This window comes from Leptolyngbya sp. AN10 (genome assembly GCF_050565645.1).
Taxonomy (GTDB): Bacteria; Cyanobacteriota; Cyanobacteriia; order Leptolyngbyales; family Leptolyngbyaceae; genus Leptolyngbya.
Genome location: NZ_JBNXVP010000008.1, coordinates 264,457 through 283,426 on the forward strand (window position 1 = coordinate 264,457; position 18,970 = coordinate 283,426).

Genomic DNA, 18,970 nt, shown 5'->3' on the forward strand with positions numbered 1-18,970 from the left:
GCTATGGAAGGCTTTTTTATTCAAGTGATTGAAGGTTCTCCGTTTGATAAAGTGCTAGAGCGGTTTCCAGAAGGATTTCCAGCACTCATGTTGGCAGATCAGGTTGCGGGAAAGCTCTATCCAGCACGATTCAAGCGGGCAAAAAGCGGCGACATTTTTTGGCTGGTCGATCGTCAACAGCTACGGCTTGATCAATGGATTGCCTTAGATATCTTGCACGGGCAATGTATTGAATGCGTTTGGGTTAATTGGGAGCTATATGCCGAATTGACAGGCGAACTTAGCTCGGAGGAGCGTTCTAATGATGAGGAAGCACTTTACCCACTGTTAGTCGAAGTTCTCGATATCCCGATCGTTCTGTTCGGAACCTCTTTTGGCATCTCTGAACGCTGGGTGGAAAAGAGCGATCCTCGTATTCAGCGCATGATTCAGGCTCAAGAAGTCCTGCGCTTTACGGAGGGGCAAATCAAGCCGATGCAGTGATAGTAGGGCGATTCTTTTTTCGACGAGAGGGCAGAGGGATTGAGGTGTTTTGGCACGTTGGACAAAAATAAATAATGCGAGTCTTTTCCTCATCATCTTGAGCATGAACGACCTGCTTCTGCTGTCGAATCGGTGTAGCACAGCGCAAACAGGGTAAGTTCGTGCGTCGAAAGACATAGTGACGGTTGCCGAACTCGCTACCCAAGCGATAAACCAGGGTCGAATCTTGCTGCATTCGCGATCGATCCACCTCAGAAGCAGTCACTCCTGCCGTTTCATAAGCGCGACGAGCAATCTGCGGAATTATCTGGCAAAGCGAATCTAGCTCTGGCTGCGTCAACTCTTGCACTTTCCGCCAAGGATCAATCTGACACAGAAATAGAATTTCAGCCCGCAAATAGTTCCCAATTCCAGCAACGATCGTTTGATCGAGCAATGCTGCGCCAATAGTGCGCTCCGAGTGTTCTGGCATCAGCAGTTAATCGCGAAATTGCGCTTGATCAAATGCTTCATCAGGTTTCGGCAGAATATCAGGACCGAGTGATCTTAGAACTTCGACTTGAGCATAGGGATCACCTTGCCCAAGTTGAAATACGGGAGCCGAGAGCAAGATTGCACCTGCGGTTGGGGTGACAATCCTAGCGTGTTCACGTCGATCGATGATTTCTGGTGCATCACCCTCGAAGGTCATCCAGCGCCCCCACATCATGAGATGAGAATAGAAATAATAGTCGCCCTCGATCCAGCCAATCAAATTTTTACCATGCGTTGTAATTTGACGAATCGTGCGCCCGATTAAAGCTTCTGAGTGAGCAGCTAACCAGCGTTTAGCAACCTGAGTTCGAGCAGTCAGTTGCACGATCGATTGATTGGCTAACGTATGTTGGAGTTGATCAGCAAAACGATGTAAGCTGAACGACATTTGGTTTGCAGGATCAAGCTGAAATCAAAGCATTGCCTTTGTTTTTGACCCTACGTTTCCATTGAATAACGAGTTCACCTTGATTCAGCAAGCGGTCGAGTAATGACATAAGTTCGTCCACCGATTGAAATAGACGATGAGCAATAAATTCCTTGCATGAGTGCCACACTAATTCAATCAAGTTGAAATCGGGACTGTAGGGCGGCAAGAACAGCAATTGTAGATTGGGAAACTCCGCCGCAATCTGCTCTAGCACTGCTTGTTTTTTGTGATAGCTAGCATTATCCAGCACCAATAGAATCTTGGGTCCAGCTTGTTCAAACTCAGTCTCTAGATTGCCCGCTTCAGTCCACTCTTGCTTCACAAAAGCATTGAGCTTCTCAAGACTCGCATAGAAGCTGTCACTGTTGCCTTGCTCGATGAAATAGCATTGTCGCTGTCGGTCGTGATAGCGCAATCCACCCATCACATTCACTCGTCCGCGTCGGCGTTTTCCTGACACAGATTTACGCGCTCCTCGTTTCCCCCATTGCTTGCGTCGAATGGTGCGTAAGCTAAAGCCACTTTCATCCCAGAACCACACTTGTCGCTGGTTCGGTGCTGCGAGAGTCGTTGCTAATTCCTGTTCTAATTGTGCCCGAAATGCTTGTCGTTGCTTCACATCTTGCTGCTCCTCTAGGCTAGACTTTGCCCAGAGGTAACCGTACTTTTTTTGCTTGAGAATCCGCTCCACTTGCCGACTACTCAAGGCAATCGTCGTCGTCTTTGCCAGATGCGCTGCAAGTCGCGCGGTACTCCATCGACCAAACTCGTACCCCAATTCTGATGGCGCTTGTTCGATGACCTGCAACAATTGCTCAATGTATTCAGCGGTCGCTTTGCGATAGTTCCCATGTCGCCGTTCATCTTTGAGGCTCTCCAGGTCATCGGGATTGCCTTGAACACACCAATGAGCGACGCTCCGATATGAACACCCGATAAACGCGCTGATGTCTTCATACGTTTTTCCGTCATTTCTCAACAGCAGCATTAACGCGCGTTGTCGCTGATGCGGGTCAGGACTCTCTCGCAGGACGGTTTGGAGATTCTCTTTTTGGCTCGGATTCAGAAATGGGGCAACAGGCATGGTCGCTTTCAGGTCAACTTTCAATTCCTATTTTAGGCACTCTAGATGTCGATTAGCTTACTTCAGGTCCTTCAGGCATAAATCGATAACCGGAGTAATGCGGTAAGTAGTTTGACCTTAATCGCTGCTACTACCCGTTGTCGTCTGTCCCAAGAACCACTCCCGCATCTCACTTAAGGTACGACTGTTCAATTACTTTTCAACAAATCGACCACCTGTGCATTAACTGTGTTGTCCTTCACATACAGGCAAGCAACAGAGATCGGCAGCTTGAAGCGTCTCGGTCCCGCGCTGCCTGGATTGAGAAATAGGATACCCTCTCGTTCTTCAAGGCTGGGCTTGTGCGAATGTCCACTAATTACGACTTGCACACCCGCCCTTTTTGGATCAAGTCTCAGGTCTTTAGCAATGTGCAGTAGATGAATCGAAACATTCTCGACAGAAATCGTTTCTGATTCGGGAATGGTTCGTGCCCAGTCTCCGGTATCATTGTTGCCCCGCACGGCGACCACTGGAGCGATGGTGCTAAGTTCTTCGAGAATCTCTGGCTTACCAATATCACCCGCATGAAGAATCAGGTCAGAACCCGTCAGTGCCTCGATCGCTTCCGGGCGCAGTAAGCCATGCGTGTCAGAAATCACGCCAATCTGGGTTCCTGCTATGCGTCGCTGCCTGTTGTTCACCATGCCTGGAAAATCACTTCTAGCTGAGTTAGTCATCTACCAAAGTTAATTCTAGCGCTGAATTCAGGGCAGTCATTCGCACTCAGGATATATCGTTTACGGAGACACTCATGACCTATCAATCCTTTCACCAAAAGTACCGTCCTCAAACGTTTGCAGAATTAGTTGGGCAAGACGCGATCTCGCAAACGCTCACTCACGCAATCCAGCAGTCCCGCATTGCTCCAGCTTATTTGTTTTGTGGTCCGCGAGGTACGGGAAAAACATCGAGCGCCCGAATTCTGTCAAAATCGCTCAATTGCCTCCAATTCGATCATCCCACGCCTCATCCTTGCGGTGTGTGTGAAGCCTGCCAAGCGATCACTCAAGGTAATGCTCTGGATGTCATTGAGATCGATGCTGCTAGCAATACGGGAGTCGAAAACGTGCGAAGTTTGATCGAACGTGCCCAGTTCGCGCCTGTTCAACTGCGAATGAAGGTTTTCGTTTTGGACGAGGCACATATGCTTAGTACCTCCGCGACCAGCGCCCTGCTTAAGACACTAGAAGAACCACCCGAACGAGTTGTTTTTATCCTGGCAACAACTGAGCCGCACAACCTCTTACCGACGATCGTGTCTCGCTGCCAGCGATATGATTTTCGACGCATCAAAATTGAACCGATGGTTAAGCACTTAGCTGCGATCGCGAAACAAGAACGGCTCAAAATCGATGATTTAACCCTTCATCTCATTGCTCGACTTTCGCAAGGTGGATTACGGGACGCAGAAACGCTATTAGAGCAACTCAGCATTTTAGGTAAACCGATTACAGCCCAACAAGTCTGGGAAAGTGTTGGAGCCGTTCCTGATGAGCAATTGATTGACTTGATTGAAAGCCTACTATTTCCGAAAGATCATTCAACTGAAACGTTACTGGTTCAGCTTCAGCAATTACTAGATAACGGTCAAGAGCCAATCGCGATCGTTCAAGGACTCCTGAGACTGATGAAAGATTTACAGATTGCTCAAACGCTACCTCATTGCTCTGAGCTTGGCAGTGTGATGCCTGAGATGTGGCAACGTCTAATTGAGATGAATTCGATTGATTGCACTCGTCTTGCCGAGGTGCGATCGCATTTACGACAAGCTGAAGCGCAGCTTTGTCAAACCAGTCAGCCTACTTTGTACCTAGAATGCCTCATCCTTGACCTCATCGCTCCGACAGCTTCAACTAAATTAGCTCAGGTTAATCATTCCTCTGTTAATCTTGACGACACTTGGCAACGAACATTAAAGCAACTATCGGCGAATCATCGCCCTGTCTTTCGACAAGCGCAACTCGTGCATTGTGCGTCTAACGGTGCAATGATTCGCTTCCGAGCAACGTCATTTTTGAATTTGGCAACAAACTATCAAAGCGCGGTCGAGCAGGCACTTTCGCAGGTGCTTGGCTATGAAGTTCCAGTCCAACTTTGCATTTAAGAAGTATGTTCAAACCACCAATCGGTCAGTCAGCCGCGATCTCAAAATTGCAGGCTGCAATCACCCAAAATCGACTTACTTCAGCCTATCTCTTCACAGGTCCAGACGGAGTAGGACGCAAGCTTGCGGCGCAATGGTTGATTGAACAATTTCTCTGCGACCAAAGCACAATACATCCGGACGTACTATCGATTGAGCCAACTTTTACAAAAGATGGGCAGCAGTATACTCTTGCTGAGGCTGAAGAGAATGGGCTTACAGCTAAATCACGATCGCAAATTCGTATTGACCAAATTCGGCAAATTACTACGCTGTTACAGCAGCCTCCTTTATTAGCTTCGCGATCAATTATCATAATTGATGGAGCAGAAACAATGACCGAAGCAGCAGCTAACGCGCTTCTCAAGGTTTTGGAAGAACCAGGACAAGCTACACTTATTCTGATTGCGCCAGCGATAAATCACCTGCTACCAACCATTCGTTCGCGTTGCCAGATCATTCGATTCAAGCGATTAACTTCTAAATTACTCTCTCAGGTTTTGCAGGAGCTTTGTCCAGAACTTATCAAGTATCCGGATTTGATTCGCTTTGCTCAGGGTTCTCCTGGACAAGCGATCGCTGCATGGAAAAATCTACACCAGATTCCAGGCTCTTTGATCAAAGCATTAAACCAACCTAATCGCCCTATTTGGGCATCTTTGTCTCTATCCAGGCAACTTCAGACCCTTGACTTCGCTCTCCAACTCTGGCTATTAAATTATCTTCAGTTCCAAGCTTGGCAGAGATCGCGCTCTAGCACTGTTTTTCATCAATTTGAGCAAACCCGAACTTATCTGTCACAACATTGCCAAACCCAACTCGTTTGGGACTGTCTGCTCACTTCATTACCTGAAATTCAATGGCAATTTCCAGAAATTATGCGATCGCAATACCAGCGACTCTCTTCCCCTCCAAAGCCTGAAGTTCTAGAACAGGTAAATGTCAGACAGCTTACTGATCCTGAACTTGCCAGCAAACGTGGAGGACGGCAAACCGATCTGTTTGAGGCATTTAGTACAAAGCGCAACTTCAATGGCAACTCTTCCTCTAGTACTATTCAACCCCCTTGAAAACATTCAGTTTACGGAACTGCTACAAACACTTGACCCAAATCACTTGCCGCATATTCTCTCAATGGGATGCGGAATTGATTCACTATCCTTGCTCATTGAGTACATCGAGAATCCAGACTCGCGAGACTTTCCGCTTGAGAATTTGATTGTCGTTCATGCCGTCGTGGGTGGGGAGTCGATCGAAACCAAGCGCCTGATGGAAGATGTCTTCTTTCCCCTCTGCCGACAGTATAACATTTGGGTAATTCAGGTTTGCCGCAACGGAGAGTATGAGAAAGATGGCATCACGATTCTTTCTTCAACTCGCCAACCGACTAAGTTTTACCTGCGTGGTGATTACTGCCTGTTTACTCACTTGATTATGAGCGGGACAGTTCCGCAACGTGGAGGCAGTGGAAGGCTGTGTACGCTCAAATTTAAGGGTTGGGTAATTGATGTCGTTGCATTGCTCCTGTTTGGAGATTCTCCCCGACAACGATACATCGGTTTTAATGCTGATGAAGCGAAGCGGGCAAAGACAGAAAGCAGGATTACTGAAGAAAAGTCACCTTACTATCTGATTGGCTACAACGCTGATGAAACCAGACGGTTGAAAGATAAGAGCTTTGGCAAACATCAAGGCTACGATTATGCGATCGGGTTCAATGCCGACGAAGCAGGACGGATTAAGGAAAGCAAGGAGCGTCGCCAAATCTTTCGCTTTCCACTTATCGAGATGGGTTACGGTCGGAAGTGGTGCGAGATGCGGGTGAATGAATTTGTGACACGATTCACACGAGGACAGATTACACAGGGTAAAAAGTCCTTCTGTGTGAATGGATGCCCCTTTTCGGAGTGCAACGGCAAGAAGCGCCAGCGTGGGAATAACACCCACGGCGATTTACGCCAAGACTGGATCAATGAGCCTGAATACGGTGGAGAGGCGGCGTTTATAGAACATATTGCCCTTGCTATCAATGAGCATCAGCCACTGTACGTCGAGCAGTTTGTGATTGAGATCCTGAACGAAACACAGAATGATGCCGCGATCGCACACTACGAAAAATTGCTAGCAGGAGCATGGACACCACTGGTCATCCCTTCCTACGAACGTTTGATCGAAGGTGCAATTAAAGCACAAGCCAACCGAAACAAAAAATCACAACGTATCGCAGAATTTATCGAGCGAACAGAACGGCAAATCGACAATCTGAAGCAAGGCAAAACCTGGGCAGTTTATCTGGTTCGACGGATGTTCACCCACAGTTCTGATAGCACGAAGAAAGATCCAAAACCTTTTCGGCAGACTCGCATTCTATTTCAGGGAGAGCAGGAAGAGTGCGATCGCTATCTGAGTGAATTAGCAGATCACTATGGCACAGTACCTCAACTCAATAAGCTCTCCAGACGCTTCTGGACAATCAAGCGACCCGCAGGTAAGAAGCCGCGCCCATTTGTCGAAGAAATGCTAGTTGTCTGCCCTGCTGTCGTCATTCAAAAGCAGCGCATCGAACCCGCAGAATATGACCTCAAATGGCTCGGCATCACGGGTACGCATCCACATATCCTTGGAGTTGATACAACCCATGAACAACTCATCTCAAACAGTCGTATTAGAGTCTCCCGAATTAGAGCGAGTCTCAGAAGCCAATGAATTTCTGTTTTGCTGTGTGCGAGGTGTGCAATGCCGGAACGACTATTGGATGACAAAGTTCACATTCGCTCAGATTGAGACATTGATGCAGCCATTCTTTTCGCGTCCCAAAGAAGCCGCACCTCTGTCTCTGGCACAACGAACTCTTGATGCTAAACGATCGAAGAAAATTGCTCGTTACATTATCGATGGATTGTCAAAGCCTGAAGCGTTTTATATTCTTTTACCGCTCGTGATCACGATCGACATTCCAGAGTGGGAGTGCTACGACTTTCAAGCGATTGATTTGGACATTCCCGGTATTGAGGATCTAGGCTTACTCAGTCTTCCAAGCTCTACTACTTTTTGGATTCCAGATGGGCAGCATCGAGCTTTTGGCTCCATTCAAGCACAGCTAGAAGCACCTGGGCTGGTTGCGAATGAAACGATCGGGGTGATGCTCATTCCCGATGCTGGTGGACAGAAGCGCCAGCAAATCTTTCTGGATGCAAACCAATTTGGCATTAAGCCCAATCAGTCCATCATTTCGCTCTTCGACCATCGAGATCAGTACAGCGAGATTGCACGGGCAGTTCTGACAACTGTGGATGTGTTCCGCGATCGCACAGCACTGGAAGCGACAAACATTCAAGTCAAGAGCAAAGATTTTTTCACGATGAACTCTATTCGAGAGTCTTGCAAACTTCTGCTGACTGACGTTGAAGACGACTTACAGCAGGAAGCAGTTGAATTTTGGCAAAGTGTCGCGGCACATCACCCGCACTGGCAACAACTTCAAGCTAGTAACGATTCATCTTTACGACAGCAAAGCATTGGGTTTAATGCCTTAACGATGTGTGCATTAGCGATCGTGGGGCAGCAACTTCGGCAGCAGAATCAGACCGAGAAAATTGCCAATCTTGACCGCATCAACTGGCAGTTAAACAATCCTGCATGGGAGATTTGCAAACTGAATAATCGCATCGTCAAAAATAGAAGCACAATTCAGGCAATGGCAAAATACATACTGGAGGAAATCATAGTGTAACTCTTGAAATTACTGCACCGTCTTCACTGCTCCTGTAGAAATCTGATTTGATCGTGCAAAGTGGAAATTAAGCCTCCGCAGCCCTGATCAGTGCAACTCAGTGACGCTCACCTTTCCATTACAGCCTCTATCAACTGGTAGCCCCGGAGGACGACAACGCTCAACATCACAAGCACCGCAGCAACCAGAAACACAATCCGAACTTCTGTTGCGAATTCCGGAAATTATGGGATCTTGCTCACTTTAGGTGATTAAAGCTTTCAAATCTGAACTGTTTCGGGCGAGAGCTTGGATTGCCTGAAACGGGAATTGCATCTATGGTTTAGAACGAACGGGTTGAGCAGATTCGCTCGTCACGGTGACATTACTATCTTGGGCGTTTCCCCTTTTGTATATCCGATTAAAAGCCTCTGGATCATCAAGTAAATGCGATCGTAAAAACAAGGCGCTCCACCGAGCGATCGTCGCAATTGCTTGAGTTTGATTGAGCGTGGGTCGGCTGCGATCACGGGGATTATCTTGATTGGTCATGCTGTAGTGATTCGCTCCCTTGACGATGATGAGTGCTTTCGGCGGCGTTTGAATTTGCTGGTATGTTCTTTGGGTTTCGTCTAAGTCAGAGACACCATCCAGACTCCCCGCAATTAAAGCGGTCGGAATAGTTTGGTTATTGATTGCTGGAAATGCGCCTGTGATCGGTGGCGTTCGGAAATTCGTGCCGTAGAAGATGCCCGCTTTTAACTCTGGTGGTCGAGTAAAAGTGCCTGTGCAAACCCCTGGGAAGCACTGATTTTGAATCGCGCCTAATCCGACATAACCGCCGAGCGAATGCCCCAAGAGTCCGAGTTTAGTCGTGTCAATTCTGTTCGCGAGGCGGGATTGAGGATTGGCATTTTCGGCAATCATTTGTTTGAGGACATCGTTCACTTGCTGTTGTTCTGCGGCTAACCCAGTCACGGTTTGTCCATTGGGAGCGCTCAGCGATCTCGTGTGATTGGGAACGACTACGATGAAGCCAGAGCGGGCAATTTCAGTGGCGAAGTTGGAGTAAGCGGATTTATCAACTAATGCTCCTTGCAGGAGTAATACAATGGGGATTTTTTTCGTGAGGTCAGGGGTACGAGGAAAGTAAACATCTGCGGGGTCTGAAGTGGCAGCAGATTGTTTGGGAGTTTGGGAAGCGATTGTGATGGTGCTGCGATCGACTTGCTGGAACAAGGGAGTTGAATCCTGTGCAGCCGTTTGTGGAGACGGTGAAGCAACGGCTTGCTTTGTATCAAAAAACACATTGAGAGTCAGACAGGCACAAGTCAAAGCAGCATAAACTGTCTCTTTCATTACTTTTGCTCCTCAATTCAACTCATGAATCTTTGATGATAGTTCTCATCAGTCGCGATCGCACTCGTTACCAAGGTTAGTTTTTGATCGCAGAGGATGGATTGAAGTGAGGAAGTGCGATCGCGGTTTAAGTCATGATGCGGAACGTTCAAACAGGGAGCAGGAATGGAGGCGGGTTCCTAACACCTGATTGGAGGGTGGGATTACTCCTTTGTTTCGGGGTTTTTGTCTTCTTTTTGCTTGGGCTTGCGGGCAAAGCGTTGAGACATTTCTGCCATCATTGCTTCGAGGCTGGCTCCTTGTCCGCTGGCTTTGGCGTGACGATAGGCGGTGAGGGCGTTTTCGTAGGCTTCGCTGCCGATGGCGATCGCAGTAGAATCGACGAGATCTCTCAGTTGGGTGAGTGCCATCAAGATTGTGGAGAGTCGGTTGCTCCGCAGTTGCGCTTTGCGCTAAACGAAGGTGGCTAGGTCTTGATTGAATTGGTCGATGTCGAAGGAGCGGGGGAGGAAGTCGGATTTTTGTTGGATGACTTCTGAGACTTTGCCTGCGAAGATGCGGTTCTTGTTGCCCATGCCTAACATGGATTTGCGTTCTTCGGCGCTGAGGTCGCGTAGGAAGGGGAGAAGGGTGTTGATTTGGGTGATCAGTTGCAGGATGGTGTCTCGGTTGCTTTGCAGTTGCGCTTTGCGCTAAACGCTTTGGCTCAAGGGTTCAGCACTGGTGGAACCGAGGGTGTCGGCGGAGAAGGAGGGCAGAATGGTTTGAGGGGTGCTGTTGCCGTTGCTTGTGCCGTTGCCGTTTGTTTTTGAGTTGCTCATAAAAGATGTTGAATCTCGTAAACATGAGCCTATCGTTCCCAGGGTGGAGAGTGCGATCGCGATTGGGAGAAGTGCGAGCTATTAACATCCGAATAACGTTGCTCACCACCCATCACAGATAACCTCGAAATCTCACAGACAACTTTTGGACAATCGCGTGTATTGGGCGTTGTTATACAGCGCAGATTCGATTATATGTTTAACTTTCTAAATGGTCTATTTAGGGCTTGCTGAAAAAGTTGAAGAATAGGCTAGATAAGAGCTTTAAGCGCTTCTCGACCAAACAAGTGCAAGTTTATCGACTCTAGAGGCTCAAAATGCTTGCACTTCGCTCGAAAATTGCCGGGTAAATTTCTGATTCAAGCGACAGAACTTTTATTCTGCAAGCTATCTGACTCCTAGATTCGCTTTGTAGACTTTTTCAGCAAGCCCTATTTATATATTATTTTTCCGTTAAAGTAATAATTAGATTATTGTTGCTAACTTCTCTTTGTACTTCAAAAGCATCTCCAGGAAATACATTAATTGTTCCACTACCTTCCCCATAAAAAGAAGCTTCTTGCCCATTGTTATTGTAAGTACCAGATAGCTCTACAGAATAACTATATTCTCCAGGTTTTGGAACTGTAAACTCTTTTGTTGATCTTGGAACACTACTGTTGCTTGTAATAAAACCAATCTTCTTTCTCTGAACAGTTATATCGACACGCTCGCTTATAGCGCCTTGTGTAAGGTTATTGATAACTGTAAATTTAGCCTCGTTTGGCTGAAACGCAGACCCAATCATCCACAATATCAAACCAGTTAAAATAGCCGCTATTCTAACTCCTGTATTAGCTTTCAGCAGTTTGAATTCTCTAATGCTCAAACCACCGCCTAAAAGTGCCGTCAGAACGAGGAGAATTATGAGGATAAGTGTTAAAGACTGCATGATTTAGTCAATGGCATCGATATTCTTGATTAACTACCTTTAGTCTTGCTAGTGTCTCGCCGTGATTGTTCAATTGTTTTGGCTCTCTTAAAAAGCGCTCGCGCTCGCCTACCAACAGCCAGACTTTTAGCCCTGATTTCGCCACCTGACATAATAATTCCTTCATTAAGAATCTGAGACTGTCTACCTTTAAGTTCTGATGTGTCAATGTCTTTGTTATCTAAAAACTCCACTATCTCCTCAAGTAGGGCACTTTCAATAACCTTCAGATACATATCTTTGTCAAGTATTTGAAAGTACTGGCGATAAAGAGTGCTACTAACATTTTCACGGATGCTAGTAACTGAACCATAATTAAAAATGGGATTCTCTTTGATAATAAGAGTATCTATACACTGCTTTATTGTGTCGATAAGAGGCTTGAGTAATTCATAAACAGTACGTGAGAATGATAGAGGCAAAATGAAAACAGATATAATCAGAGACTGCCATACTAAGTCAACTTTTTGCATAAAAGTTGCGGGAGATTGAATTCTATCAATCGCATGAAAGCTTTCTTGCAGAGGAGGAAGTAAAAAATATTTTGCTTCCATAAATAAGTTCTTTCCAAATTTTGTGAATCGAAGCACAATTGACACAATCAATTCTCCTTTCCAACCTACTATTTGAATGCGCTTGTAGAAACGATTAGCTTTAGCAGGCTCTTCTATAGATGCTTCTAGAAATTGTAAGCAAGTCGAAGGTCTTTCAAAAGGGTTATTTAAGAACCTTGTATCATCTCTGATTACTTGACCATCAATATAATAAATATCTTCAACGCTAACATCGATACCATATAAATGAATTTCATTAATTGAACGAGCAATCTGTTCATACATCTCATTAACCTCAAACGGGATGGGTGTACAAACTTTGCCCAAGCTTTCTTTCCCTTTGCTTGTGTTTAGCGAAAATGACCATCCCCCAATGTCATAACCACACCCGACGAAGGGTGAATATCGACCATAGATAACTGCCTTACTATTCTGCTCTTTCGCGATTTTTTCAAGCTCTTCCTTAACTTCCTGTATTTTTTTAGCAGTCTCTTCTGATGTGTTAGAGCTAGAAGAATTTAACTCACTTTCCCAATCAACTGAATCTGGATCGAATGAGTTTTTTGAAAAGTTATTTTTTACTAGAACATGGCGAATATTCCATCTTTCTTGATATATAATTACTACAGCAACGACATATAGAACAACTAGGGAAAACAGCCCTAGAGAGCCGCCAATCAATGAGAATAAAATTGCTGCTCCAAATAAGGATGTTAACTTAAGATCTCGTCTTCTTCTCTTACTGCTGGCAATTAAACAGTGTTTGACCACTGTTGGCAAATGAAAGCCATAGCAAGGCGCAAGTGCCTGTCGATCTTCCTCTAAAGTTTGCTCAATAACCTGTTGACAAAACGCCTCATTTGAATATGCAGAGGCGCAAAGATAGCGGGTGGTTTCTGTATCTTTTAATTGCATATGTTTTCACAGAGTTCTAGAGCTTTTTCAGTTGCTTGCGTGTAGTATACTCTAGCGAAGAGTTAAAATCCAAAGATTTTGGTAATGAAAGGTAAGAGTTTAGTACACGCTTCGATAAACTGAGTTGCATTAGGCAATTCAGTGAGCATTCCCTTTAATGTTCTGCTTGCGGCTTTTACCAGTTTTTGCGTTGTCTCGCTATCTGGATTGCGTCCTGCCTTGGCAATTTCTTGTACTTGCTCTAGTGCATCAGCTTTCCCCGATGGAGGTAAATTAGAGTCATTCTCAATCGCTGTTTGCAGTTGTTTGAGGTACTCAGCTAGCGAAGCTGCCGAGGCAGCTTCGCTAGACTTCAATTCACTAATTGTCTTATTAACCGTTCCACTGATAATGGCAAATCTACCTACTGCTAACTGGTCAGCAATAATGGTTCCACCGGACTGGACAATACCTTCATTACTCTGTTGATTACTCATGATGACTATCTCAAACAGTAAAAGTGCCTTTGTCTCAAACATCACCCTGACTTAGAGTATGAGACCTAAGACTCTAAGGTTTGCGTGTGCTAAATGAAACTCTGTATTCCATCTCAAGCACCACACGAAAACAGGTAGTTACTCTATCAATAATTCAGCCGCATAACAGCTTCACTAGCTACTTTTCCCTTCACATCCTAAGATCCTGAATAGAACATTAGGTCGCGTCTCTACTGAATCACATTCCAAATCAGAACATTATCTAGCAATTCCGTAGCCTGGTACTCCAATTCGTACACTAAACCACGTTTCTGCTGCTTAATGGTTCTATGCAGAATTTTGCCTATCATTCTTGACGAACTACACCCCAGTTTGGGATGTAGTTCGTTAGACCAATCTTAAGATAACCTCCTTGTTCTTATTCTGCAAGCAGATTTAAACCTATCTTTAGAATCGAGACTGCCAGATTAGGAATGACGATCGCATCCAAGAAAACCCGCTCCGCTTCTGAAGCTCACCCTCGACCCTTCAAAGCTGACGCATGAGCTTCTCATCCTCACCCCCTGAGCTTCCAAAGCTGAAACACAAGCTTCCAGAGCGATCGTACAATCTCCCAAAGCCGACCCCCGAACTTCCGAAGCTCACCCCCTGAACTTCCAGAGTCGATCTCTGAGCCTCCAAAGCTGAATCGTGAGCTTCCAACACTCACCCCCTGAACTTCCAAAGCTCAACCGTGAGCCTCCGAAGCTGACGCATAAACTTCCGCAGATCAACCGAGGAGATGGAGTGCGATCGATAAAGGAACTCAACGCGGAGTTGCCCTTCAACACCGATCGCACAATCACTGTGAAAGCCAAGCTTCCAGATCGATTAGCGTCCTAAACTCTAATAACGCTTCTCCGAGTGCCTCTACTTGGTCGATCGGAAGTTGGTTAATGCGATCGCGAACTTCAGACGGCAAGGTTCCAACTCGCTTGGTGAGCAGACGCAGAACGATCGCTCTCCTTGCTCGATCCCTTGCTCAATTCCTTGCTCGATCCCTTCTTGCATCCAACTGGTGACAATCTGCATCACGCCCTCCCTCCGTTCTGGCTCAATTTTAGCAATTTCCGCCTGAAATGCCTGAGTCTCGATCGCATTCAGTCTCAGATAGTTAACCTAAGTCACGGAGTCGCCCCCGTGACTCGGCTCCAGAACCGTGCATGAGACTTTCACCTCACACGGCTCCTCAACTATCAGACCTTTTGACAAAGGGCTGCAACAGCTTATCCAAGGCTGTTTTAGTGTCGTGGCAATGACGGTGCAGAGCTTGGAGGTTCTTTTCTGTATTTCCTCCCCCTGACCGAATTGGGATTTTGTGGTCGAACTCAATTCGGTCTTCTGCTTTGAAGTACAACTTGCACAGAGCACACCTCCCTTGTTGTGCATTGAGGATTTTGAATTCCTTGGATGCCCATTTGGGAGCTTTGCTCATGCGTCTTGACCAATACACCCAATCGCCGTCAAACGGTGACTTTGTTCCTTTCACTCGAACATGGCGCTGGATGCCCGTTCTGGATGCTTGCAGGAGCAGACTCTCTGGGGTAGAAAATCTTAATGCGCCATTCATGCGTTTCCAGTACTTGGCGTAAATCCATCGCTTGCCTTTGTTGGGGTGACGTTTCAGCGCCCACCCCCAGAGCATTTGGAAGATGGCATAGTCGATTTGACGAAAGGTTACCGCGCTGTTCTCCGTGCGAAAATAGTTCGCCCACCCTCGGATAATTGGATTGAGCAAGTAAATCAGGGTTGCTTGCTCACCAGGATAGTTCCTGACCACAATTTCTTTGAGTTTGGTCTTGAATTTACGAACAGAGTCCAAGCTCGGTTTGATGATGGTTTTATAGCCCAGAGGAGTGCCATCGGTTGATTTTGCTCCTCTACCCTTGGAGACTCGATACTGTCGGATGTTGAACCCTAGAAAATCAAATCCAGGTTCTTGTCCGTCATAGGAGTTGAGGGTATGAACTATTTTGGTCTTTTCGGCTTTTAATTTCAGTCCATAGTGCTGGAGCCATTCCTCCAGGAGTTCTTTGGCTTTGATTACTTCTTTGAGTTCAGCATGGAACACCACCAAGTCATCCGCATAGCGAATGACGATGGGAGCGTATTGGCTCGTTGTTTTCCCATCGCTCAGGCGCTTGGCAGTTGGGAATGCCTGACGGATGTCGTTTTCCATCCCATGCAACGTAATATTTGCCAGAAGTGGAGAAAATAGAGTAGGGACAGAGCGCACCTTCAGGTCTTTCGACTTGCGTGTTTCATCCATCCCTCTCCCCAAACGAAGCGTGACAGTTTCCCGTCACTTCGCTTTCCCTCATTGCAATCGACTGTGATCCCCAAAGGTCGCAGTTTCCGCGTGACAGCTTCGGCAGAGCAATTGCAGATTCTCTTTGAGCGCTTTTCCCCCGTAGCGTTTGGCTTTGAGGTGATGAAGATCTAGATTCTCCCGGCTGCCGCAGAGGTCGCACTTCGCTCCACGTTCTGCTTTGATCTCTTCTTTCAGTTCGCGCCACTCCTCGTTGTTCTCGGCGTTGCCAAGCCAAACGACTTCGGACTGTGGAACTTCGGCAAGGTTGAGCGTTGTGACCCATTCTCCAGCGAGATATGGATTCGGGGGATTGCGTGACCGATATTTGGTTATCGGCTGGTCGCTCATTCGATAAAGATACAAGGTTGTCTCTCCATTGCGAATGCCCCAGTTGTCTCTGGTTCCATGTTCTCGTTGCTTATACAAGTCAATGATCTTACGCGGCGGGAGCCGATGTCGCTTTTGCAGCCAGAGAAACAGCCGTTCATTCACCCAGAAGTTCAGGTCTTTTGCTGTTTCCTTAGCATTAGAATAGCGAAAGTAGTTGATCCATCCTCGTAGTACGGCATTGAGCGCACTGAACTTGAGTAGGGGTTTGTCCCGAAATCGATGACGGTCAGTCATCTCCTTGATTTTCGCTTTCAATCGTGTCACTGCTTTCTGACTCGGAGTGACTAACATCTTGGGTCGGTCATTCTGGCTCGTATAGCGGCGGACGTGAAAGCCCAAGAAGTCGAACCCGTCTGTGCCCACGAGATACGCAACCAGTGCAGGGATAAATGCTAGAAACAAGACACAGAGGAGATTCTAAAGTTCGCTAAATTCGCTAAGAAAAGACATCGAGTCACACTGCATGGAGGCAGTTCCCGATGTCAGAAAACAATGTTAGCTTTACTGTAGCAGGTTTGTTAGAAGTTACCACCACAGAACAATCCAATCTTGCCATTCCAACTTGGTTGGCGGAAGCACTTTTGGTGGGACAATACTGGAATCAAAGTGGCTTACTTGAACAGCTACAGCAACAGGTTCGAGTGAGTCGCGGACGGATGGGACAGTATGAGGTGTGTGACTTCGTGCTTTTACTGCTGGCTTATGCCGTTAGTGGAGTCGAAACGTTAAAGTTATTTTTCGAGCAGCTAGAGAGCGTTAAACCTGTGCTAATGTCAGTCTGGAAACGAGCAAAGTGTCCAGTCGCAGCAACCTTGAGTCGTTTTCTAGCTGATGTCGATGAGTCTACTGTTGAACAGTTGCGAAGCTTATTTGAAATGGATTTACTGGCACATCCGATTGAAATGAACACAGCAATGGGATTGAGCGACCGCACTGGAAAGAACTGGGTAGTCTTTGATGTCGATGGAACAGTTAAAGCGACGCGACATCGAGCTTTAGTCAAAGCACCCACGCATCCACAGGTAAAGCGGCGAAGTGAGAACGCTTGCGCTCCAGGATACGGTGGACGCAAGCGCGGAGACTATGTGCGTACGCGAAGCACGGTGGCTTGTGCCCATACGCATGAATGGTTAGGCACGTTTGCTGCTCCTGGCAATGGCACACCTAAAGCAGATTTAGCCCGTGCTTGTGGGTTGGTACAACGCTATCTTCAGATTCAAGGGTTAACTATCGAGCAGGGCATTGTTCGACTCGATGGACTGTATGGTAGTGCAAGCTATGTCAGCCCACTGCAACAAGCGAAGATCGCTTATGCTATTCGTTGTCGTGACTATCATTTGCTCACTGATCCGATAGTTGTAGAAGCGCTAAAGCAACCTCCTCATGCCACGATTACCTATCCGGATAGTCCTCATCCACGGGAGCTGTTCGATATTCCTTGCCTGGATTCCACGCGGCGAGGCTATCATGAGCCAATGCGCCTGGTGATTGTTCGCATGGAGCGATTTGACAAGCGCAAACGAGCCGTGGGCAAATGCAACGGGAAGTACATTCATGAGCTATTTCTCACCTCCCTTCCAGTTGAGCAATTTACCGCAACCGATGTGCTGAATCTCTACTGTGGTCGGGGTGGATTTGAGCAAACGCTTGCAGAAGAAGACAAAGAACAAGATGGCGACCGATGGTGCAGTTGGCAGGCGCAAGGACAAAGCTTTTGGCAGATTCTCAACCAATGGGTGTGGAACTGGCGGATTCGGGCGGGAGCCGTACAGTCGCCTCAGTTGTGTGGGCGGCAAACAGAATGGTCGTCTGCTTTACCAGAGAGAACCGAGGAGTGTGCGGCTCCCCAACCAGAAACTCCTCAACCTGCATCTGTACCTCAATCGAGTCACCCTACACCTCGCTATGGAGCGATGACGGTCTCGGAGGGTTGGGCAAAAAGTCGTCACAAGTATGCAGGCAAGGACTTCAAAATCCTGGATGATGAATCTGTGGAATGTCCCACTGGGCATCGCATGTACCGCCGTGAAATTCGCTATACGCGCCGGGGCGATATGCAAATGCTGTTTAGTATGAATCCGCGTATTTGTGCCAGTTGTCCCGTGAAGCAACATTGTCTGTCCGAGGATTCCAAAAACACCAATGGCAGACGAATTTCAGTCATGCGAACGAAGCTACCTCCGGTTCCGACAGTTGCATTAGAGCCTGAGATTACGATTATTGCTCAAGCTCCAATGCAGACTGTGCAGGGGACTCAAGCTTTGATCTGGACAGATATTCCAGCCACTCAGCTCCGGCGAGAGATTCGACAGCAGCTTCGACGACACCAAACTCGAATTGAACAGAGCAATTCAGCCACTCGACCTGTCGAATCCGCGATCTCCTACCTGACTCGCAGCCAACGCGCTCATCGACGGCTCGCTTGGGCTGAACGATTGAAACGAAATGCAGCCCGATCCAATACACTCCAGATTTCTGTTGAGATTTTTGGCGTGTCGCCCAAGTTGATTGAATTCGTCAACCGCATGTCAGACAGGCGTTCTGAGTCTTCTTAATGCACTGGTTGCGTATCTCGTGGGCTGTGAAATGTCAATTACATAGGACAGATTTTTTCATCGAAACTAGAAGCTAGATTTGCAGAAATGAGATTGCAGAAATGAGATCAAAATGAGACAGAGATGACGAGAACAGCAAGCAGCAAAGCTGA

At 46.9% G+C, this 18,970-nt stretch carries 21 protein-coding genes; 8 read left to right on the forward strand and 13 right to left on the reverse strand.

All coding sequences use genetic code 11. The features are described from left to right. The first annotated feature begins 3 nt into the window (after window positions 1-3). Window positions 4-483: a hypothetical protein gene (locus ACQ4M5_RS14345; RefSeq protein ID WP_430676313.1), complete on the forward strand. Its 480-nt coding sequence runs from the start codon at window positions 4-6 to the stop codon at window positions 481-483. Here the strand turns inward: ACQ4M5_RS14345 and ACQ4M5_RS14350 are convergent. The 4 genes from ACQ4M5_RS14350 to ACQ4M5_RS14365 all read right to left on the reverse strand — a co-directional run bounded on the left by ACQ4M5_RS14350 (window position 467) and on the right by ACQ4M5_RS14365 (window position 3,250). Then, window positions 467-955, reverse strand: coding sequence for a hypothetical protein (locus tag ACQ4M5_RS14350; protein ID WP_430676314.1), 489 nt, complete (start codon window positions 953-955; stop codon window positions 467-469). The genes ACQ4M5_RS14345 and ACQ4M5_RS14350 overlap by 17 nt on opposite strands. A gap of 6 nt (window positions 956-961) precedes the next feature. Next, entirely contained in the window at window positions 962-1,405 is a 444-nt protein-coding gene (locus tag ACQ4M5_RS14355) for a DNA-formamidopyrimidine glycosylase family protein (RefSeq protein WP_430676315.1), read from the reverse strand. Window positions 1,406-1,418: 13 nt separating this feature from the next. After that, window positions 1,419-2,531, reverse strand: coding sequence for an IS630 family transposase (locus ACQ4M5_RS14360; RefSeq protein ID WP_430676316.1), 1,113 nt, complete (start codon window positions 2,529-2,531; stop codon window positions 1,419-1,421). Window positions 2,532-2,719: 188 nt separating this feature from the next. Further along, window positions 2,720-3,250 carry a metallophosphoesterase family protein gene (locus ACQ4M5_RS14365; RefSeq protein WP_430676317.1) on the reverse strand — a complete coding sequence of 177 codons (531 nt, stop codon included), beginning with the start codon at window positions 3,248-3,250 and terminating at the stop codon, window positions 2,720-2,722. A gap of 74 nt (window positions 3,251-3,324) precedes the next feature. On the opposite strand from ACQ4M5_RS14365, the gene ACQ4M5_RS14370 reads away from it, so the two are divergent. The 4 genes from ACQ4M5_RS14370 to ACQ4M5_RS14385 are packed head-to-tail and all read left to right on the forward strand — an operon-like array spanning window position 3,325 to window position 8,449. Further along, window positions 3,325-4,677 (forward strand): DNA polymerase III subunit gamma/tau, encoded by a 1,353-nt coding sequence (locus ACQ4M5_RS14370; protein ID WP_430676318.1) that lies wholly within the window; start codon window positions 3,325-3,327, stop codon window positions 4,675-4,677. A gap of 5 nt (window positions 4,678-4,682) precedes the next feature. Then, window positions 4,683-5,786 carry a DNA polymerase III subunit delta' gene (locus ACQ4M5_RS14375; protein WP_430676319.1) on the forward strand — a complete coding sequence of 368 codons (1,104 nt, stop codon included), beginning with the start codon at window positions 4,683-4,685 and terminating at the stop codon, window positions 5,784-5,786. Further along, window positions 5,749-7,422: a hypothetical protein gene (locus tag ACQ4M5_RS14380; protein ID WP_430676320.1), complete on the forward strand. Its 1,674-nt coding sequence runs from the start codon at window positions 5,749-5,751 to the stop codon at window positions 7,420-7,422. Before ACQ4M5_RS14375 ends, ACQ4M5_RS14380 begins: the two co-directional genes overlap by 38 nt. After that, complete coding sequence (locus ACQ4M5_RS14385; RefSeq protein WP_430676321.1) at window positions 7,355-8,449, forward strand: DNA sulfur modification protein DndB; 1,095 nt, start codon at window positions 7,355-7,357, stop codon at window positions 8,447-8,449. Before ACQ4M5_RS14380 ends, ACQ4M5_RS14385 begins: the two co-directional genes overlap by 68 nt. Window positions 8,450-8,764: 315 nt before the next feature. Here the strand turns inward: ACQ4M5_RS14385 and ACQ4M5_RS14390 are convergent, their stop codons facing one another. Further along, window positions 8,765-9,787 carry an alpha/beta hydrolase family protein gene (locus ACQ4M5_RS14390; protein WP_430676322.1) on the reverse strand — a complete coding sequence of 341 codons (1,023 nt, stop codon included), beginning with the start codon at window positions 9,785-9,787 and terminating at the stop codon, window positions 8,765-8,767. A gap of 203 nt (window positions 9,788-9,990) precedes the next feature. After that, entirely contained in the window at window positions 9,991-10,197 is a 207-nt protein-coding gene (locus ACQ4M5_RS14395; protein ID WP_430676323.1) for a hypothetical protein, read from the reverse strand. 228 nt (window positions 10,198-10,425) lie between these two features. On the opposite strand from ACQ4M5_RS14395, the gene ACQ4M5_RS14400 reads away from it, so the two are divergent. Then, on the forward strand, window positions 10,426-10,599 hold the full coding sequence (locus ACQ4M5_RS14400) for a hypothetical protein (RefSeq protein WP_430676324.1): 174 nt from the start codon (window positions 10,426-10,428) through the stop codon (window positions 10,597-10,599). Between the two features lie 451 nt (window positions 10,600-11,050). On the opposite strand, the gene ACQ4M5_RS14405 is transcribed toward ACQ4M5_RS14400, so the two are convergent. The 3 genes from ACQ4M5_RS14405 to ACQ4M5_RS14415 all read right to left on the reverse strand — a co-directional run bounded on the left by ACQ4M5_RS14405 (window position 11,051) and on the right by ACQ4M5_RS14415 (window position 13,523). Further along, window positions 11,051-11,539 (reverse strand): hypothetical protein, encoded by a 489-nt coding sequence (locus ACQ4M5_RS14405; RefSeq protein ID WP_430676325.1) that lies wholly within the window; start codon window positions 11,537-11,539, stop codon window positions 11,051-11,053. 29 nt (window positions 11,540-11,568) lie between these two features. Further along, window positions 11,569-13,047, reverse strand: a complete 1,479-nt coding sequence (locus ACQ4M5_RS14410) for a hypothetical protein (RefSeq protein ID WP_430676326.1) — start codon at window positions 13,045-13,047, stop codon at window positions 11,569-11,571. 62 nt (window positions 13,048-13,109) lie between these two features. Continuing rightward, the gene (locus tag ACQ4M5_RS14415) at window positions 13,110-13,523 is read right to left on the reverse strand and encodes a hypothetical protein (RefSeq protein ID WP_430676327.1); all 414 of its coding nucleotides are present in this window, start codon (window positions 13,521-13,523) and stop codon (window positions 13,110-13,112) included. A 690-nt stretch (window positions 13,524-14,213) separates the two neighbouring features. Between ACQ4M5_RS14415 and ACQ4M5_RS14420 the strand changes: the two genes are divergently transcribed. Next, window positions 14,214-14,405, forward strand: coding sequence for a hypothetical protein (locus ACQ4M5_RS14420; protein ID WP_430676333.1), 192 nt, complete (start codon window positions 14,214-14,216; stop codon window positions 14,403-14,405). Here the strand turns inward: ACQ4M5_RS14420 and ACQ4M5_RS14425 are convergent. From ACQ4M5_RS14425 to ACQ4M5_RS14440, 4 genes are all read right to left on the reverse strand, one after another. Beyond that, entirely contained in the window at window positions 14,365-14,484 is a 120-nt protein-coding gene (locus ACQ4M5_RS14425; RefSeq protein ID WP_430676328.1) for a DUF4351 domain-containing protein, read from the reverse strand. The two genes, ACQ4M5_RS14420 and ACQ4M5_RS14425, sit on opposite strands and share 41 nt — an antisense overlap. Beyond that, window positions 14,433-14,594, reverse strand: coding sequence for a hypothetical protein (locus ACQ4M5_RS14430; protein WP_430676334.1), 162 nt, complete (start codon window positions 14,592-14,594; stop codon window positions 14,433-14,435). The genes ACQ4M5_RS14425 and ACQ4M5_RS14430 overlap by 52 nt, the downstream gene beginning before the upstream one ends. 157 nt (window positions 14,595-14,751) lie before the next feature. Further along, window positions 14,752-15,831 (reverse strand): group II intron reverse transcriptase, encoded by a 1,080-nt coding sequence (locus ACQ4M5_RS14435; protein WP_430676329.1) that lies wholly within the window; start codon window positions 15,829-15,831, stop codon window positions 14,752-14,754. 48 nt (window positions 15,832-15,879) lie between these two features. Continuing rightward, on the reverse strand, window positions 15,880-16,665 hold the full coding sequence (locus tag ACQ4M5_RS14440; RefSeq protein ID WP_430676330.1) for a group II intron reverse transcriptase: 786 nt from the start codon (window positions 16,663-16,665) through the stop codon (window positions 15,880-15,882). 77 nt (window positions 16,666-16,742) lie between these two features. Here ACQ4M5_RS14440 and ACQ4M5_RS14445 point away from each other — a divergent pair, with 77 nt between their 5' ends. Further along, complete coding sequence (locus tag ACQ4M5_RS14445; RefSeq protein ID WP_430676331.1) at window positions 16,743-18,818, forward strand: hypothetical protein; 2,076 nt, start codon at window positions 16,743-16,745, stop codon at window positions 18,816-18,818. Window positions 18,819-18,970: the final 152 nt, after the last annotated feature.